This is a genomic window from Streptomyces sp. NPDC005141, assembly GCF_053599975.1.
In genome coordinates this window covers 1-15,285 of record NZ_JBSFYW010000044.1, presented here as the reverse complement: position 1 = coordinate 15,285, position 15,285 = coordinate 1, and the positions used below count along the sequence as shown (strand labels likewise).

General features: G+C 68.4%; 20 protein-coding genes and 1 pseudogene. 12 read left to right on the top strand and 9 right to left on the bottom strand.

All coding sequences use genetic code 11. The features are described from left to right. Window positions 1–25: 25 nt before the first annotated feature. The 4 genes from ACWD68_RS28860 to ACWD68_RS28845 are packed head-to-tail and all read right to left on the bottom strand — an operon-like array spanning window position 26 to window position 3,369. On the bottom strand, window positions 26–1,312 hold the full coding sequence (locus ACWD68_RS28860) for an enoyl-CoA hydratase/isomerase family protein (protein WP_451809382.1): 1,287 nt from the start codon (window positions 1,310–1,312) through the stop codon (window positions 26–28). 1 nt (window position 1,313) lies between these two features. Continuing rightward, the gene (locus tag ACWD68_RS28855; protein ID WP_451809381.1) at window positions 1,314–1,616 is read right to left on the bottom strand and encodes a hypothetical protein; all 303 of its coding nucleotides are present in this window, start codon (window positions 1,614–1,616) and stop codon (window positions 1,314–1,316) included. A gap of 59 nt (window positions 1,617–1,675) precedes the next feature. Then, entirely contained in the window at window positions 1,676–2,728 is a 1,053-nt protein-coding gene (locus ACWD68_RS28850; RefSeq protein WP_451809380.1) for a hypothetical protein, read from the bottom strand. After that, entirely contained in the window at window positions 2,716–3,369 is a 654-nt protein-coding gene (locus tag ACWD68_RS28845; protein ID WP_451809379.1) for a hypothetical protein, read from the bottom strand. Before ACWD68_RS28845 ends, ACWD68_RS28850 begins: the two co-directional genes overlap by 13 nt. Before the next feature lie 384 nt (window positions 3,370–3,753). Here ACWD68_RS28845 and ACWD68_RS28840 point away from each other — a divergent pair, with 384 nt between their 5' ends. From ACWD68_RS28840 to ACWD68_RS28790, 11 genes are all read left to right on the top strand, one after another. Continuing rightward, complete coding sequence (locus ACWD68_RS28840; RefSeq protein WP_451809378.1) at window positions 3,754–4,404, top strand: hypothetical protein; 651 nt, start codon at window positions 3,754–3,756, stop codon at window positions 4,402–4,404. Window positions 4,405–4,532: 128 nt separating this feature from the next. Further along, window positions 4,533–5,102, top strand: a complete 570-nt coding sequence (locus ACWD68_RS28835) for a hypothetical protein (RefSeq protein WP_451809377.1) — start codon at window positions 4,533–4,535, stop codon at window positions 5,100–5,102. Between the two features lie 576 nt (window positions 5,103–5,678). Beyond that, window positions 5,679–6,404, top strand: a complete 726-nt coding sequence (locus tag ACWD68_RS28830) for a hypothetical protein (RefSeq protein ID WP_451809376.1) — start codon at window positions 5,679–5,681, stop codon at window positions 6,402–6,404. 20 nt (window positions 6,405–6,424) lie between these two features. Further along, a complete protein-coding gene (locus tag ACWD68_RS28825) occupies window positions 6,425–7,285 on the top strand; it encodes a hypothetical protein (RefSeq protein WP_451809375.1) in 861 nt (286 codons plus the stop codon). Then, window positions 7,282–8,592 carry a CpaF family protein gene (locus tag ACWD68_RS28820; RefSeq protein ID WP_451809374.1) on the top strand — a complete coding sequence of 437 codons (1,311 nt, stop codon included), beginning with the start codon at window positions 7,282–7,284 and terminating at the stop codon, window positions 8,590–8,592. The genes ACWD68_RS28825 and ACWD68_RS28820 overlap by 4 nt, the downstream gene beginning before the upstream one ends. 74 nt (window positions 8,593–8,666) lie before the next feature. Next, window positions 8,667–9,596, top strand: a complete 930-nt coding sequence (locus ACWD68_RS28815; protein ID WP_451809432.1) for a type II secretion system F family protein — start codon at window positions 8,667–8,669, stop codon at window positions 9,594–9,596. Further along, complete coding sequence (locus ACWD68_RS28810) at window positions 9,593–10,516, top strand: type II secretion system F family protein (RefSeq protein ID WP_451809373.1); 924 nt, start codon at window positions 9,593–9,595, stop codon at window positions 10,514–10,516. Before ACWD68_RS28815 ends, ACWD68_RS28810 begins: the two co-directional genes overlap by 4 nt. Window positions 10,517–10,579: 63 nt before the next feature. Then, a complete protein-coding gene (locus tag ACWD68_RS28805; protein ID WP_351863077.1) occupies window positions 10,580–10,831 on the top strand; it encodes a hypothetical protein in 252 nt (83 codons plus the stop codon). A gap of 93 nt (window positions 10,832–10,924) precedes the next feature. Further along, the gene (locus ACWD68_RS28800) at window positions 10,925–11,305 is read left to right on the top strand and encodes a TadE family protein (protein WP_451809431.1); all 381 of its coding nucleotides are present in this window, start codon (window positions 10,925–10,927) and stop codon (window positions 11,303–11,305) included. After that, window positions 11,305–11,826, top strand: a complete 522-nt coding sequence (locus ACWD68_RS28795) for a TadE/TadG family type IV pilus assembly protein (protein WP_451809372.1) — start codon at window positions 11,305–11,307, stop codon at window positions 11,824–11,826. Before ACWD68_RS28800 ends, ACWD68_RS28795 begins: the two co-directional genes overlap by 1 nt. Continuing rightward, the gene (locus ACWD68_RS28790; RefSeq protein ID WP_451809371.1) at window positions 11,823–12,290 is read left to right on the top strand and encodes a pilus assembly protein TadG-related protein; all 468 of its coding nucleotides are present in this window, start codon (window positions 11,823–11,825) and stop codon (window positions 12,288–12,290) included. The genes ACWD68_RS28795 and ACWD68_RS28790 overlap by 4 nt, the downstream gene beginning before the upstream one ends. 49 nt (window positions 12,291–12,339) lie before the next feature. Here the strand turns inward: ACWD68_RS28790 and ACWD68_RS28785 are convergent, their stop codons facing one another. From ACWD68_RS28785 to ACWD68_RS28765, 5 genes are all read right to left on the bottom strand, one after another. Continuing rightward, entirely contained in the window at window positions 12,340–12,723 is a 384-nt protein-coding gene (locus ACWD68_RS28785; protein ID WP_451809370.1) for a hypothetical protein, read from the bottom strand. A gap of 83 nt (window positions 12,724–12,806) precedes the next feature. Then, on the bottom strand, window positions 12,807–13,136 hold the full coding sequence (locus tag ACWD68_RS28780; protein WP_451809369.1) for a hypothetical protein: 330 nt from the start codon (window positions 13,134–13,136) through the stop codon (window positions 12,807–12,809). 34 nt (window positions 13,137–13,170) lie between these two features. Further along, complete coding sequence (locus tag ACWD68_RS28775) at window positions 13,171–13,551, bottom strand: hypothetical protein (protein WP_451809368.1); 381 nt, start codon at window positions 13,549–13,551, stop codon at window positions 13,171–13,173. A gap of 287 nt (window positions 13,552–13,838) precedes the next feature. Then, a complete protein-coding gene (locus ACWD68_RS28770; RefSeq protein ID WP_451809367.1) occupies window positions 13,839–14,042 on the bottom strand; it encodes a DUF397 domain-containing protein in 204 nt (67 codons plus the stop codon). Between the two features lie 8 nt (window positions 14,043–14,050). Next, a complete protein-coding gene (locus ACWD68_RS28765) occupies window positions 14,051–14,902 on the bottom strand; it encodes a helix-turn-helix domain-containing protein (protein WP_451809366.1) in 852 nt (283 codons plus the stop codon). A gap of 237 nt (window positions 14,903–15,139) precedes the next feature. On the opposite strand from ACWD68_RS28765, the pseudogene ACWD68_RS28760 reads away from it, so the two are divergent. Then, window positions 15,140–15,285 (top strand): annotated as a pseudogene (locus tag ACWD68_RS28760) (ATP-binding protein); the annotation flags it as partial.

The following is a 15,285-nucleotide window of genomic DNA, read 5'->3' as shown; positions in this document are numbered from 1 at the left end:
CCGCTCCGCCACTCGGTGTCGACGCTCAACCGCCCGCAGCGGACTTCTCGAACTGGTCGCCGGGGAAGAGCGCTTCTCCTATGTGCTGGTGGATGGGCATGATCTTCGGGAAGATCTTGAGGCCGGCGTCGATGGCGATTCCGGCCCCCATCGGGTCGATCTTCACTCCCGGGATCATGTTCAGGCCCTTGGAACCCGCCCACTGACCCTCGTGATATCCGGCGCTGGCGAGCCCTCCCATCCGGGACATCAAGCCGCTCGTTGCATGCGAGACCTCGTAGACGTGGTCGGACATGCCACCGATCTTCACCAGGCCCGCCTTGCCGAGCCCGCCGGTGAGGCCTTGCGAGGACTTGCCGAAGGCCATCAGGATGCGTGAGCTTCCGATGTCGGTGGCCTGGAACCCCTTGCCGAGCGCGGCTACCTTCCCGGCCGCGGCAACCCTGGCGACATCGGCGGTCTCTCCGGCCACCTTGATGCCTTTGCTGAACATCCCGATTCCCGGCATCAGGCCGACCGCGTCCATTCCGATCTGCATCCAGCTGACATCCGCGCCGGCAGCCTTCGCCAGCCCGTGTGCCGCCAGCGCGAGCCCGCTCCCGATGAGTGCGGCCGTTCCGAAGATCGCCGCCAGCGGTGGAAATGGGAGCGTGATGATGGCCAGCAGTCCGAGTACCGCGGTCAGGTCGCTCAGCAGGTCGCCGATCAATTTGATCATGTCGGCGTGGTCCTTGATCCACTGACCGGTGACGTCCCAGGCGTCCGCGACGCCCTTGGTGAGCTTGTCCCAGAACCCGGGCTCGTCCGGGGCGATGTCGCCGGCCTTGTCGAGCTCCTTGCTGATCTTTCCGGCGGCCTGCTTGTAGCGGTCTTCGAGGTCGTGGACCTTGTTGGTGACCTCGTCCACCGCGCCGGAGGCTTTGCCGAGTTCCTCGCTGCCCTTGCCTTCGGCCTTCTGTTCGGCCTTCTCCCTGGCTTCGAGCTTCTCACCTGCGGACTTCTCGAGCCGGTCAGCCTCCTCCTGGAACTCCTTGAGTTCTCCGGCCCACCGATGCAGGGCGTGCGACGCCTTGTCGAAGGAGTCGTGACTCTTGCGGATCAGAGGGGTGACGTCTTCTCCGATGTACTCGGTGAAGGCAAGGGCGGTCTTGCCCTTCCACGCCCCGCATTCGATCCGCTCCAGCTCGCGGAGCGCAGTGCCCAACTCGCTTGCCAGGCCGCCGAGTTTTTTGGCGAGGTCCCGGGTGTCCTCGACATCTCCCGGCGTCGGATCCCAGCCTATGTGGGGGAAGGCAGGACGCTTTCCCGCCACCTCAATCGCCCTTCTTCTTCGAAGCCTTGAGTGACTCGGCGAGATCCAGGTCGAGTTTGCCGAACGATTCGCCGATCTTGTTGATCATCTTGACCGCGCCATGGGTGTGCTTGCCGAGCTGCTTGATGCCGTAGCCCCAGTCGTCGGCGAAATCCTGTACGTCCTCGACGAGTTTGCCTTCGCCGACGGCCGAGGCGTCCGCCCCCCGGAGGGTGCGGCGGGTCGTCTCCATGCGATCGCTGATATCGGAGAAGGTCTTTTTCAGGTCCTCGAATATGGTGTCTTCGAGGCGAAGGTCACTCATGGGGTTCTCTGACTTCCTGAGTGGTCGATGGCCTGGGTCTCACGGGTGCGGCTGCGCTGTCATCGGTTGACGGACTGGATCTCCTGCACCGTGACTTCCTGCTCCTTGCCGAAGGTCCCGTCCGGCAGTCGCGTCGGACCCGGGTTACCGGTTCCGGTCCAGGTGATCTCCCACGTGACCGTCGCCTTGAGAGCGAATGTGCCGTCGCCGGAGGACCGCAGGTACTTGAGTCCGCAGGGCGGGGTCCGGTCGGACTTGCCCTTGGCGTACGGCTCGCCGATCGAACCGTCGTCGTTGATCGCGCATTCGCCGGAGGCCGGGTAGGTCTCCGCGTCCTTCGTGCCCGGTTCGAGTTTGAGGGCGACGGGCTTGGCCGTCGTGGTGGCCTGGATGTTGAGGCCGCCCACGTTGATCTGTGCGGTGACGCCAACGGACTTGAACTTGGCCTTGTCCAGCCAGGCCCATGTCGGGAGATTCACCTTGGTGCTGTTCTCGGGCGCCAGGGTGACCTCGGTCTCCGGGAGCCGGAGCCTGTTGTACGCCAGTTCGGCGAGGACCTTCGGGGTGACGGCGTTGGGCACGTCGGGAGTGTCCCCGTTCACGACCCAGAAGGGCATCTCGTTGCAGAGCTGCGCCGCGGGCTCCATCCAGCGATCGGGATCCTGGACCGCGACCCACCAGGTTCCCTCGTCGGCCATGTCGAGGTTGTAGTCCTTGTACTTGCCGTCCTTGTACATGTTCCGGAACTGCCCGACGGCGGTCTTCGCGTAGCTGTGCTGACCCGGGTAGTTGACCGTCTCGGTGTACATGTCCTCGACGTACTTCTGGAAGTCCTCGGCCGTGCGCGGCTCGTACCAGCAGGCGGGGGGCGTCCAGTTCCCCACAGGAGTGACGTTGCCCTTGCTGCCGCCACCGCCCTTGGAGCTACCGCTGTAGCGGACCATGGAGACGATGTCGGTCCCGGACTGTCCGCCGCCCGTCTCCGTGTTCTCGCCGTTCGACTTGCCCCCGGGTCCCCATCCGGCCATTGCCGTGCCCGGTGTCAAGGCGCAGACGCCCAGGACGGTCCCTATGACCAGCCATCGGTTGCGCCGCCTCGTCAAGGCGTGCATGTCTTGTTCCCCCGTTCCGATACGAGCTTGGTGGTCTGCCAGATCCCCTTGTCGTTCTTCTCCAGGCGGGTGCTGTAGAGCACGTACGAGTCGTCGTTCGCGGGCGTCTTGTCGATCTTCTGCGTCTTGCGGTTCTTGTTGAACGCCTTGCTCTCGTCGGAGCAGTAGGAAAGCCCCGCCGACTGCTTGTCGAACACTTCGAGATCGGGCGAGTAGTAGCGGACCGCGCCGGTGAACGTGGAACCTGAGTCGACGATGGTCTTCACCCAGTCCTGGCTGCCGGGCAGGGCGGAGCCGGCCTGATAGAAGGAGAGCGCGGCGGACTTGGGGTCACCCTTGGCGACCGCGTACGTGACGGCAGTCTGGGCGTGCCCGGCGTCGGTCAGGACCGCGTCCTTGGTCGCGTCGCCGGTCTTCCAGCCCTGGAAGGTCTCCTTGATGTCGCCCGGCAGTGTCAGGTCGGGGCGCGTGACGCCATCCGAAGCGCTCGCGCTCGGCGAAGCCGAATCCGTGCCGCTCTGGTCCGCCCCCGCGATCTTGTCATTGTCCTTCGAACTGTCACCCCCGCCGCCACAAGCCGTCAGCAGCAGGGCTGTTGTCGCGGCGAACGCGGCAGCAACGGGCAAAGAGCGGCGCTTCACAGTGGACTCCCCGTGAGACATCGGTTGAGCGAAGTCAGTCAAGGGCAATGACGGTATCCGTGGGGCTCTTGGTTTCGCCAGGCTGAACCCTCCTTCTGGATGGGGTCATATGGGGTTGATCGGGTGTGAAATGGAGGCTTGCCGTCGCCCGATCGTGTCCATGGCCACATTCACCCACCCGCGTCCGGGCCCGCTTCCACACCTCACCCCGACTTTGCTTTCCGCACCTTCACAAGCCCGGCCGGCGCCTTCGCGGCCCCGGCTTCCGGGTGTGACCAGAGGCCGTACGGCCCCCACCTCGTAGGCTGACCCGAGCCGAACCGGTCGAACAGGCCGAACAGCAGGCCGAACAGCAGGACGAACGACGACCCCGGGGGACACGCCATGGCCCGCTACATGGAGATGCTCACCGTCGAGCGCGGCGGATTTCGGATCAAGGTGCCCGAGTCGTGGTGGGAGTTCGACGTGCGGCCGGAGTCGCGGGACGACTCGATCCGGCGGATGGTGAGCGAACGGATCGAGCAGCGACCGGAGCTGGCTCAGTACCGCGACACCTACACCGCCTTCCTGCGGAAGGCCGCGGCCGACGCCTGGAAGTCCGGTGCCCTGTACTGCGGATGCATGGCGGAGTCCTTCGGCGGTGACACCCCGATCACCGGCTCGGTCACCGTCTCGATCGTCGGCGGCCGCTCGCAGTCCGGCGAGCCCCTTTCCACCGACCCGCAGGCGATCGCGGGCCAACTCGCCGTGCGCGAGGCCAAGAAGGAGGGCGACGCCTGGCGCAAGGTGACCACCGTCGAGATACCCGGCGTCGGTCCCGCCGCGCGCACGTACGGCATCGAGGACATCGCCGTACCCGACGACAGTCTCCAGCGCACGATCCGCGCGGTGCTCATGCAGACATTCATCCCCGTGCCCGGCCAGGAGGGCAAGGTCGCCCTGGTCGCCGGCAGCAGCCAGGTCCTCGACCTCGCCGACTCCTTCTTCGACATCTTCGACGCCATCACCTCGACGTTCCGTTTTGCCGATCAGTAGGCGCCGATCAGTGGGCGCCGAGCAAGGTGGGGTGCCGACCGGTAGACCCCCTGCGGCGCCGGCGTCAGTGAGCTCCCTTTCTCACCTCGCGCCCATCCAGTAACTTCGCTTACCGCCTCCTGCCCCGCATGGGCGAGTTCCGGACACTGCTCCTCGGCAGCTCCCTCAGGAAGCTCATCCGCTGGCAGATCTCCGGATCCCCGTCGGATCCGCCGACCTCGTTCAGCGGCTCGTGGGACGGCAACCCCGGCTGGCGCAGGTGCGAGTTTCCGAGCGGCTACCCCGGGGCTCCCGTTCTGAGCAGGCGGGTCGCCGACCTTCTGGCCGACGATCTGTCGGGGGCGGGACGCTTCGTGCCGGTCGCCACCGAGGGACCCGGTCGGACCGGCCCCACCGACGCCGTCGGCTCCGACGACTATGTCCTCTACCTCGTGGAGCGGGTCGTCGACTGCCTGGACGCCCGCCGGTCGTCCAAGCCGAAGAAGACCACCGGCGAGATCACCAAGGCCGTCTTCCGCCCGGAGGCGCTTCCCTCCCGGCTCGCCGCGTTCCGGCTGCCCGAGTACCGCGGCGGCGTCCACTGGAACGGTTGGGCCGTCGCCCGCCTGACCGAACTCCTCGGCGACGACATCGAGGCCCGCCTGATCTGGTCGGAGGACACGTCCGGTCCGGTCCGTCCCAACCCCTGGGGGTTCTGAGCCGTGCATGGTGACCGCCGGGTCGGATGCGCCCGTCGGCCCGACCGGCCTGTCGTGCGAGGGCGTCGAGTCGCTCGTCGCGGCGCGGCCGGGTGACGCGCGGCTGCGGGTCACGGACGGGGTCGGTGGGACTTGGGACGTCGAGAGGGAGGGTCCCTGGGACGAGTCCCGGGGCTGACGCCCGGTCCCCCGTGTGGCTGAAAGATCACATCCCCCGCCCCACCCGTGAGCACCTCGTGCAGGCATCGTGCACAGTCCGTGACGGGTCGTCCGGGGCGGGCCGGTGGGAGATTCGCTGCCGCACAGTTCGGCGGACCGGGAGATCGCCGGGCTCAACAGGGAACCGCGTGCCTTCCGTTGCGCGTCGATAACGTCGAGTCGGGTGTGCTTCACGGGCCTTGACGCGCCTTGAGGGGCTTTTGTGCGGCTGATACGGTGCCATGGCTTGACACTCGCTCCAGCGCTGGCTATTCGGCCAGGTCGCGCGGTACGTCCCGTAAAGGGGCGCGGGGGTGAAGTGTCCTACTTGGCGCGTGAATTGACAGACATTTTCTTGGGTGTACGGGGAGCGGTTGCGTGAAGATCCAAGAGCGTACGGGGGCGGGCAACAACCGTTCCGCCACGTCGGCTCACCCGGCGATGGGTGAGCGTCTTCCCACGCCGCCTCGCGAGCGCAAACCCGCGCTGGCCGCCCTCGCGGTGCTCCTGATCCTCGTCGGCGCGCTGGGCGCCACCATGCTGGTGCTGCGCGCCGGTGACCGCATCGAGGTCGTGAAGGTGACGAGCGAGGTCCAGGCCGGTGAGTCCGTGAGCGATCACGTGGACTCCGTGCTGGTGGCGGACGACCCGTCCATCAACTACGTCAAGTGGAGCCAGGTCGAGGCGCTCAAGAAGCTCAAGGCCAAGTCCACGATCTACGCGGGGACCCTGGTCATCGGCGAGATGTTCGCCAACGGCGCCACCGTTCCGGCCGGCAAGGCCTCCGTGGGCGTCTCCCTCAAGGAGGGCCAGTACCCCGCGGGCATCAAGTCCGGTGACACGGTCGCCGTCTACCGCGTCGGCAGCAGCGGCTCCAGCGGCAGCCGCGGTTCGTCGAGTTCCTCCGGCTCGAGCTCGTCGAGCGCGGACGACGCCCTCATCGTCGAGCGGGCGAAGGTCAGTTCCGTCGACTCCCGGAAGGACGGCACGATCAGCAGCACCAACCTGCCGGTCACCCTCGTCGTGGACAGCGATGAGGCGCCGTACGTCGCCGCCGCCTCCTCGGCCGGCGAAGTCGCCGTCGTCATCGTCCCCGGCAACTAGAGGCGAGTGAGTAGAGACCCATGGCGCTCATCGCCCTCGCCGCAGACAAGGGTTCCCCCGGAGTCACCACCGCCGCCGTGGCACTCTCGGCGGTCTGGCCCCGCAGGGTCCTGCTCGCCGAGACCGACCCGGCAGGCGGCGACCTCGTGTACCGCAGCGCGGCGGCCCACGGCGGCCCGCTGAACCCCAACACCGGCATGCTGTCGATCGCGGCGACTGCCCGGCGCGGGCTCGTGCCCGACCAACTCTGGGACCACGTGCAGCCGTTGAGCGGCGGCCTCGAAGTCCTGGTCGGGCTCGGGATGGCCGAGCAGGCCGCCGGTCTCGCCGGACTCTGGCCCACCCTGGGCCGGGCGTTCGCGCAGCTCGCCGACTCCCCGAACGCGCCCGCCGATGTCATCGCCGACTGCGGGCGCATCAGCGGAGACACCCCGGCCGTCGAACTCTTCCCGCACGCCGCCCTGGTGCTGCTGCTCTCCCGTACCGAACCCGAGGCCATCGCGCGTGTCCGGGACCGCGCCGCCGCGCTCTCCGCCAAGCTGCACGGCGGCCCGCGTGGCGCCGCCGGCCTCGCCACACCGTTCATCGGCGTCATCCTCATCGCCGACCCGAGCGACTCCGCCAAGCTCGTCCACCAGGTCAACGACATGCTCGTGGCGGCCCAGACCGGTGCCCGGGTCGTGGGCACGCTCGCCGACGATCCGGCGGGCGCCGACCAGTTGGCCGGACGCCGGCGCGGCCGTCTCGACAAGTCACTGCTGATCCGCTCGGCCCGCAAGGTGACCGCGGATCTGTACCAGCAGTACGGCGCCGCCTGGTCCGTACCCGCCGACGGACCCCATGGGGCGCACGGGCAGCCCGCTGCCGGAGCCGGCCGATGACCGCCGTCGACCACCAGTTGGTCAAGCGGTTCCGGCAGGACGCCGGTGACCGTATCTCCGAGCAGCGCCGCGAGGACCAGGTCCGCGGCGTCACCCCGATGTCCAGCGAGGACGAACGGCATTACGCCCGCGCCGTCATCGCCCAGATACTCGAGGACCACGCCCGCACGGAGATCAACCTCGGCCGGACCCCGCTCGACGCCGAGACCGAGGAGCAGTACGCGGCCGCCGTGCACGCCGCGCTCTTCGGTGTCGGCCGCCTCCAGCCGCTGCTCGACGACCCGGAAGTCGAGAACATCGACATCAACGGGTACGACCAGGTCTTCATCGGCTACGCGGACGGCCGGGAGGCGAAGGGGGACTCCGTCGCCGAGAACGACGAGGAACTCATCGAGCTGATCCAGATCCTCGGCGCCTACTCGGGTCTGTCCTCCCGGCCCTTCGACTCCGCCAACCCGCAGCTCGACCTGCGGCTGCCGGACGGTTCCCGGCTCTCCGCCGTCATGGACGTCACCCGTCGGCCGGCCCTGTCGATCCGCCGCGCGCGCATGGGCAAGGTCTTCATGTCCGACCTGGTGGGCAACGGCACCCTGGCCCCCGAGGTCGCGCACTTCCTGGCCTGCGCCGTACGGGCCCGCAAGAACATCATGATCGCGGGAGCCACCAACGCGGGCAAGACGACGCTGCTGCGCGCCCTCGCCAACGAGATTCCGACGCACGAGCGGCTCGTCACCGTCGAACGCGCCCTGGAACTCGGCCTCGACACCTTCGCCGACCTGCACCCGAACGTGGTGGCCTTCGAGGAGCGCCTGCCCAACTCGGAAGGCCAAGGCGCCATCACGATGGCCGAGTTGGTCCGCCGGTCGCTCCGTATGAACCCCTCCCGCGTCATCGTCGGTGAGGTCCTCGGCGACGAGATCGTGACGATGCTCAACGCGATGTCGCAGGGCAACGACGGCTCGCTCTCCACGATCCACGCGAACAGCTCCAGCGAGGTCTTCAACCGCATTTCCACGTACGCGCTCCAGGCGACCGAGCGACTGCCCATCGAGGCCAGCCAGATGCTCATCGCGGGCGCGGTGAACTTCGTCGTCTTCATCCAGCGCCGCAACGAATACGAGTCCGGTGGCCGCCTCCAGCGCATGGTGACGTCCGTGCGCGAGGTCAACGGCGTCGACGGCCGGGTGCTGTCCAGCGAGGTGTTCGCCGAGGCCCCGGACGGACGGATCGTCCCGCACGCGCCCATCGCCTGCCTCGACGAACTCATCGCACAGGGCTACCGGCTGCCCGGCAGCGGGAATTGGTGACGACGATGACCCAGGACATGACGCCCGCGACACCGGGCACGACGTCGCTCGCGGCGCTCGACTCGCTCGGCTCCATGGGCGGGCTGTTCTCCACGACCGTGCTGTACGCGCTCGCGTGCGGTGTCGCCGTAGGCGGCGGCCTCGCGCTGTTCGCCGTCGCCGTGCGCGGGCTGCCCGCCAAGCCCGAGCACGAGAAGCAGAAGGCGAGCGAACGCGCGAACGAACTGATCCGCTTCGCCGGACAGCGCGGCTCGATCGCCGCCCTGGCGGGTCTCGTCGTCCTCCTCCTCACGCGCTGGGCCGTGGCCGGTATCGCGGCAGGCATCCTCGTCTTCTTCTGGGACAAGCTCTTCGGCGGCGCCTCGGAGGAGCGGGCCGCGATGCGGCGTGTGGAGGCGCTGGCGTCCTGGACCGAGTCGCTGCGCGACACCATCGCGGGCGCGGTCGGCCTGGAGCAGGCCATCCCCGCGTCGGCGCGCGCCTCCGCTCCCGTGCTGCGGCCGCATCTCGACGCGCTGGTGGACCGGCTGCGGTCCCGTACGCCGCTGCCCGAGGCCCTGCAGCACCTGGCCGACGAGATCGACGACGCGTCCGCGGACATCATCGTCGCCGCGCTCATCCTCAACGCGAAGCTGCGCGGCCCCGGTCTGCGCCAAGTGCTGGGCGCGCTCGCCAAGTCGGCGCGCGAGGAGGTCGACATGCGGCAGCGCGTGATGGCCCAGCGTGCCTCGACCCGGCGCTCCGTGCAGATCGTCGTCGCGGTCTCCATCGCCTTCGTCCTCGGGCTGTCGATCTTCAACCGTGAGTTCGTCGAGCCGTACGGCACGGCGGTCGGACAGCTCGTACTCGCCTGTGTCTGCGGCCTGTTCGCCCTCGGCTTCTGGTGGCTGCGCAAGCTGTCCACGATCGAGACGCCGGAGCGGTTCCTGGTCCGGGACGGGTCGTCCGTGCAGTTCGTGCGCCCCCGTACGCCGGTTCCTGGTGATGAGGCGGTACGCCGATGAACCTGACCATGCCAATCCTGATCGGCGCCGTCCTGGGCCTGGGCGTCTACGCCCTCGTCCGCGCGCTCATGCCCTCGAAGCGCAGTGCCGTCGCGCAGGTCAGGCGCATCGACGCGATGCGGGCCCGGGGGGCGGCGTACGAGTCCGCCCACCACGGTCAGCAGGACACCGGGCGCCTCGGCAGCCTGCGCGCCCACGTGGGCACGCGCATCGCCGACTTCTATCTCCAGCAGGGCTGGGAGCAGCGCTCGCTCCGTGCCGACCTGGCGGTCCTGGACCGGAGTTGGGAGAGGTTCCTCGCGACGAAGGTGTTGCTGGCCGCGGCCGGTGTCTTCTTCGGCCCGCTCCTCTTCGCCGTCGTCTGGACGCTCGGCGTCGGCCGCAGTCCGATCATCCCGGTCTGGCTGGCGCTGCTCTTCGCGATCGTCTTCTTCTTCCTCCCCGATGTGGAGGTACGGCGGGACGCGGTGGACAAGCGGCGCGACCTGCGGCGGGTGATCGGCGCGTATCTGGACCTGGTGTCGATGAGCCTGGCGGGCGGCCGCGGTCTGCCCGAGGCGCTGATGGCCGCCGCCGAGATCTCCGACGGCTGGGCCACACAGCGCATCCGCAACGCGCTCGCCGACGCCCGCATCACCGGCATCAGCCAGTGGCAGGCGCTCGGTTCGCTCGGCGAGGAACTCGGCGTCGAGGAGCTCAAGGACCTCTCCGCCTCCCTGGCTCTGGTCGCGGACGACGGCGCCAAGGTGCGTGAGTCGCTCGCCTCGCGCGCCGAGACGATGCGCCACCGCGAACTCTCCGAGATCGAGGGCAGCGCTGGCGAGAAGTCGCAGTCGATGCTGGTCGCCCAACTGCTGCTGTGCGCGGGCTTCCTGGTCTTCCTGATCTTCCCGGCGGCGATGCGCGTGTTCCAGGTCTGAGCATCCGCGGTGCCCGAAACGTCACCAGTCGACCACCACTATCCTTCGAGAGGACAACTCACCATGAACGGACGGAACTTCAGCACCGGGATCCCGGGGGTGGACTTCCTGATCACCTTCCTCCAGGGCCGGGTGCAGCGTGCCCGCTCCGGCGAACTCGACCGGGGTGCGTCCGCGGTCGAGTGGGTCATCATCTCGGCCGTCGTCGTCGCCATCGTCGGCGTGGTCGCCGCGATCATCAACGCCGCGCTGAGCGAGGGAGCCAACAAGGTCGGCGACTGCATCAAGGGCGCCGACGCGGGCAAGACCTGCTGAATTCATACGGGGATACGGGTGCGAGCACGTCGAGGTGTACGTCGCTGGGTGCGCCGCAGGGTGGAGGCAGCCTCCGCCCGCGGCGACTCCGGCATGACCGCGATCGAGTTCGTGCTGCTCACTCCGGTGCTCTTCTTCATGATCTTCGCGACGGTGCAGTTCGCGCTGTACTTCTTCGCGGACCATGTGGCCCAGGCGGCGGCCCAGGCGGGTGCCCGCAAGGCCCGCGCCACGGCCGACGCGCAGCCCGGCGCCTGGCGCGGCGAGGCACGTGACGTCGTCGACAGCTACATCCGCCAGCTCGGCCCGCAGCTGGTGCTGTCCCCGGACGTGACGCTGCTCCAGCCGGAGCAGAACACCGTGGGCGTCGAGATCACGGCGAGGGTTCCTTCCGTCTTCCCGGGCCTGGATCTGACGGTGCACGCGCGGTCGTCTGGACCGGTGGAGCGGTTCGTGAAGGAGGAGGGGAACTGATGGGGGGAGCGGAAGTGTGGGGAACGGAGGGCGTGTTCGCCGCCATCCGCGGCCGGACGTCCGCGTTCTTCGCCCGCGCGTCCGCCCTCCGCGGCCAGTTCTCGGCCCGACGCGACCGGCTCTCCGCCGGGTGCGACCGGGGGCTGTCCACCATCGAGGTGGTCATCCTCGCCCCGGTGATGATCCTCTTCATTCTGGTGCTGGTGGCCTTCGGGCAACTGGTCGACGGACGGGGCGCGCTGGACGGCGCCGCCCGGGACGCCGCGCGCGCCGGCTCGATCCAGAAGGACCACGCGACCGCCATGGCAGAGGCGAGGAAGGCGGCCGAGGCCGACCTAGCTGACGTCTGCTCGGGCCCGGTGACGGTGTCGCAGACCAGCGCGGGATTCGAACCGGACACGCTCTTCACCGTCGAGGTGAGCTGCGAGGTGCGGGGCCTCGCGATGATCGGCCTCGATGTCCCGACCACCCTGCAGGCCCGTTTCAGCTCGCCGCTCGACCCGTTCCGGAGGACGGCGTGAAGCCGGGCTCCGCGGTACGCGGCCGGATCGCGGCACGCCGCGCGCGTCTCGACGACCGCGGCTCGGGTGCCGGCGCGGTCATCATCTTCGCGCTCCTCTTCCTGTCGCTCTCGGCCTTCGTCATCGACGGCGGTATGTCCATCTCCAAGCGGGAACGAGCCGCCGACATCGCCGAACAGGCGGCCCGTTTCGCGGCCCAGGACATCGACCTCGACTCCCTCTACGAGAACGAGAACGGCCCGGCGCCCATCAACTTCGAGAACTGCGGCGCCCGAGTGAAGGCGTTCGCCCGCGAGATGGGCATGTCCGGCGCCGACATCGCCGCCACCCACTGCGTGGCCGCCGACGCCGAACAGGTCGAGGTCGAGGTCCAGCTGACCTACTCACCGGTCTTCACCGGCCTGTTCTACGGCGGCGACGTGACCGTCCACGGCAGCGCGGTGGCGGAGAACGAGGTGGGCTGAGGCGGGCGCCTGCGGGTGATCGCCTTCATGTCCCTCGGCCGGACACTGCTCAATCCATGTCGATTCCGAGATCCCCCGTCAGGATCTCCAGCAGCCGTTTCTCCGGCACTTCCGGAACCCGGTGGTGGGCGTTCCTGACGTGTGTGACGAAATCCGGGGGCAGGGAGACGTGGTACTTGCCGAGATAGTAGGGAAGGTCCCGGCGCCACAGCCAGGTTCCGTCCGTGTGGAGCGAACCGATGCCGGACAGGTCAGGAGCCTCCGGGTCCAGGACGTCGGCCCCCGCGCTCATCTCGCTCCAGATCCCGGCACCGTTTCCGAGATAGGCGATGATCTCCGCCTCGTCCGGTTCTCCCGTCGGGTTCACGGAGTTCCGCATGAGTCCGTCCAGGGGGAGTCCCCACCCGGGGGCGAGTTCGGTGAAGAACCCCACGGGTCGGATCATCCGAGCGCTTCGATCACGACGCGGCCCCTCGGAGACGCTGCCCAACTCCGCATGTCCCGGCCGCCGTCGGGCTACTTCGCCCCGCCCTTCTTCTCCGTCTTCACTCCCTCGGAGACGTCCTTGGCCAGCTTGTCGTCGAGCTTCCTGAACTCGCGGACGACGGCGTCGGACATCTCGGCGAGGGCGTCGAGGGCCTGGCCGATGTCCTCGCGGCCGTCCTCCCAGCCGGACTCGAAGTCGTCCAGGGCGTCGTAGACGGTGTGGTCGCCGAGGTCGTCCTTGTAGGACTCGAAGAGCTTCTTGGTGTGGTTCAGCCGGGTCTTGATGTCCCGCAGCCGCCCGCCGTAGTCCTCCAGCTCGCTCAGCGGGAGCGCGAGGTCGCTCTTGCCGCCACTGCCCATGTCGGTTCCCCCTCCTGGAGTCCTGAAGTCTCGGTCAGACGAAGCGGAAGGTGCTGGTCACCGCGTCGAAGATGTCGTGGAACGCCTCGGCCAGATCCAGCACCGGGCTGGCCCCGGAGACGAGAACGACCTGGTCGGTGGTTCCCGGGACCGGGATGTACGTCTGGGTCAGCGCCATACGAAGGGTACGGGTGTCGCCCTGTGCCACGGGAACGTCCTCGACGCCGAACGTCCGGGCCGTGACGCCGACTTCGGGGATCTCCACGGTGGTGACCGTGCGCCACGCGTCACCTTCGCGGCGGGGCGTGATGGTGCGCAGGCTCTCCGCGATGACCCGCGGGTCGGTGGACAGGACCACACCCTGTTTGCTCTTGGCGCCCAGCACGGAGACCGTGACCGTCGCCGACAGCGGCACGCCGTCGAAGTTCTCCGCCGACGATCTCGTCCCAGTGGTCGGAGATCCAGTCGACGGACTCCTCCCACCAGTGCCGGTTGCGGATACCGGCGTCGGACGCCTCGTGAAGCTTCTTCACCGTGCGGCGGGCGGCGTCCTCGCGCAGTCCCTTCGCGTGGGCGGCGAGCTTCTTCGCCGCGTCCAGCAGCCCCTGGGCGCCGTCGACATCGTTCCGGGCGGCGGTCTGCTGCTCCTTGGCGTGCTGGGCGTTGCGGGTGGAACGCCGGACGGGCTTCGTCGAAGGGTTGTTACGTCCGGGGCGCGGCGACCGCTCCGGTGCGTATGGCCTGGAGGAGGTGACTCACGGAGGCAGTGCTGGTGGTGAGGACGACGGCGGGGTCGTCGGACTCACGGAGGTGGAGGGTGGCGGGGGTGGAGGCGAGTTCGACGCAGGCGTTGCCGTCGCCGCCTCCGGAGAAGGAGGACTTCTGCCAGTTGCGCGGGTTCGTCATGAGGCTCCTCACAGTTCCTTCGTCAGCTTGTGGATGAAGTCGCGCGACCGCGTGGGATCGAGCGACACATCCTCGACTCTATGAAAGAGCGTTCGGAAGCTCATGAGTTGAGCACCGGAATCGACGAAGGCCGATCCGTACGGTGCGTCACGCACGACGGTGTCCAGTTGGGGGACGGCGCCGCCCGCGTACACCATCGCGCTTCCGGCATCGGTGAATCCGTCCAGGTCGAACGGGATGACGCGCACCGTCACGTGGTCGGCTTCCGAGAGTTCCAGGACCCGGTTCAGCTGAGTCCGTGATGTGGCACGGTCGCCGACCCTGATACGCAATGCCGCTTCGTGGATCACCGCCCTGTACGGGACGGCTTGTGCGCCTTCGATGATGACGCGCCGCTTCATGCGATGCGCGACGCGCAACCCGAGTTCTCTGAGGGTGAGTTCGGGCAGCCTGTGCGAGAAGACACCGTGGGCGTACCCCTCTGTCTGAAGGAGGCCCGGGACGTGCAGGAATTCCACGTCCCAGCGAAACGTGGCGTGGTGCTCCAGTTCGGAAAGGTCCAGGAAGGGGGTGGGCAGCAGGCCCCGGTACTCCTCCCACCAGCCGCGTGTACGGTCCGTCGCCCATGCTGCCAGCGCGTCGATCAACTCCCCGCTCGCGCAGGAGTAGTGCGCGGCCATGCGGCGTAGGCGTTCCTCACTCACCCCTGCGACGCCGGCCTCGATCTGGCTCGTCTGGGCAGAGTTCACTCCTAGGAGGGCCGCCGCTTCAACGGCCTTCAGGCCTGCGGCGTCTCGGAGTTTCCGCAGCTCGGCCCCCAGTCGCAGCTGCCGTGCGGTGGGGTGTCGCCGTGTCGCCATGCGCTCAGCTCCCTGGTTCAACTCATCTGCCGAGATGCCCCGTTCGGGTGTCAGATTAGGCGATCACCTTGCCCAGTCACAAATTTAAGGCATACCGTCCGTGATGCGACGCGCACTCTGCGACACATCGGGGCCCCGGAAGCGCACCACTCCGTCCTGCCACGACGGCTGTGGCACTGCCACCGCCCGGCGCCGCCGAGCTCGGTCGACTCCTCATCTCACGAACGGAGTTCACTCATGCCCGAAACCGAACCCTGGGACTACACGCTCCACATCCCCCACGACCTGCGCGCGGTCACCGTCTGCCGCCGCACGGTCCGGCTGATCCTGACCCTGCACGGCCTGATCCGTCTCGCGGACGTGGCCGAGCTGCTGGCGGCGGA

Excerpts from the sequence above, each read along its gene's own strand:
- ACWD68_RS28820 (WP_451809374.1), top strand. The coding sequence starts at position 7,282 with ATGACCGCCGTCGACCACCAGTTGGTCAAGCGGTTCCGGCAGGACGCC.
- ACWD68_RS28840 (WP_451809378.1), top strand. The coding sequence starts at position 3,754 with ATGGCCCGCTACATGGAGATGCTCACCGTCGAGCGCGGCGGATTTCGG.
- ACWD68_RS28800 (WP_451809431.1), top strand. The coding sequence starts at position 10,925 with ATGACCGCGATCGAGTTCGTGCTGCTCACTCCGGTGCTCTTCTTCATG.
- ACWD68_RS28765 (WP_451809366.1), bottom strand. The coding sequence starts at position 14,902 with ATGGCGACACGGCGACACCCCACCGCACGGCAGCTGCGACTGGGGGCC.
- ACWD68_RS28780 (WP_451809369.1), bottom strand. The coding sequence starts at position 13,136 with ATGGGCAGTGGCGGCAAGAGCGACCTCGCGCTCCCGCTGAGCGAGCTG.
- ACWD68_RS28825 (WP_451809375.1), top strand. The coding sequence starts at position 6,425 with ATGGCGCTCATCGCCCTCGCCGCAGACAAGGGTTCCCCCGGAGTCACC.
- ACWD68_RS28815 (WP_451809432.1), top strand. The coding sequence starts at position 8,667 with ATGGGCGGGCTGTTCTCCACGACCGTGCTGTACGCGCTCGCGTGCGGT.
- ACWD68_RS28810 (WP_451809373.1), top strand. The coding sequence starts at position 9,593 with ATGAACCTGACCATGCCAATCCTGATCGGCGCCGTCCTGGGCCTGGGC.
- ACWD68_RS28795 (WP_451809372.1), top strand. The coding sequence starts at position 11,305 with ATGGGGGGAGCGGAAGTGTGGGGAACGGAGGGCGTGTTCGCCGCCATC.
- ACWD68_RS28835 (WP_451809377.1), top strand. The coding sequence starts at position 4,533 with ATGGGCGAGTTCCGGACACTGCTCCTCGGCAGCTCCCTCAGGAAGCTC.
- ACWD68_RS28805 (WP_351863077.1), top strand. The coding sequence starts at position 10,580 with ATGAACGGACGGAACTTCAGCACCGGGATCCCGGGGGTGGACTTCCTG.
- ACWD68_RS28770 (WP_451809367.1), bottom strand. The coding sequence starts at position 14,042 with ATGACGAACCCGCGCAACTGGCAGAAGTCCTCCTTCTCCGGAGGCGGC.
- ACWD68_RS28850 (WP_451809380.1), bottom strand. The coding sequence starts at position 2,728 with ATGCACGCCTTGACGAGGCGGCGCAACCGATGGCTGGTCATAGGGACC.
- ACWD68_RS28855 (WP_451809381.1), bottom strand. The coding sequence starts at position 1,616 with ATGAGTGACCTTCGCCTCGAAGACACCATATTCGAGGACCTGAAAAAG.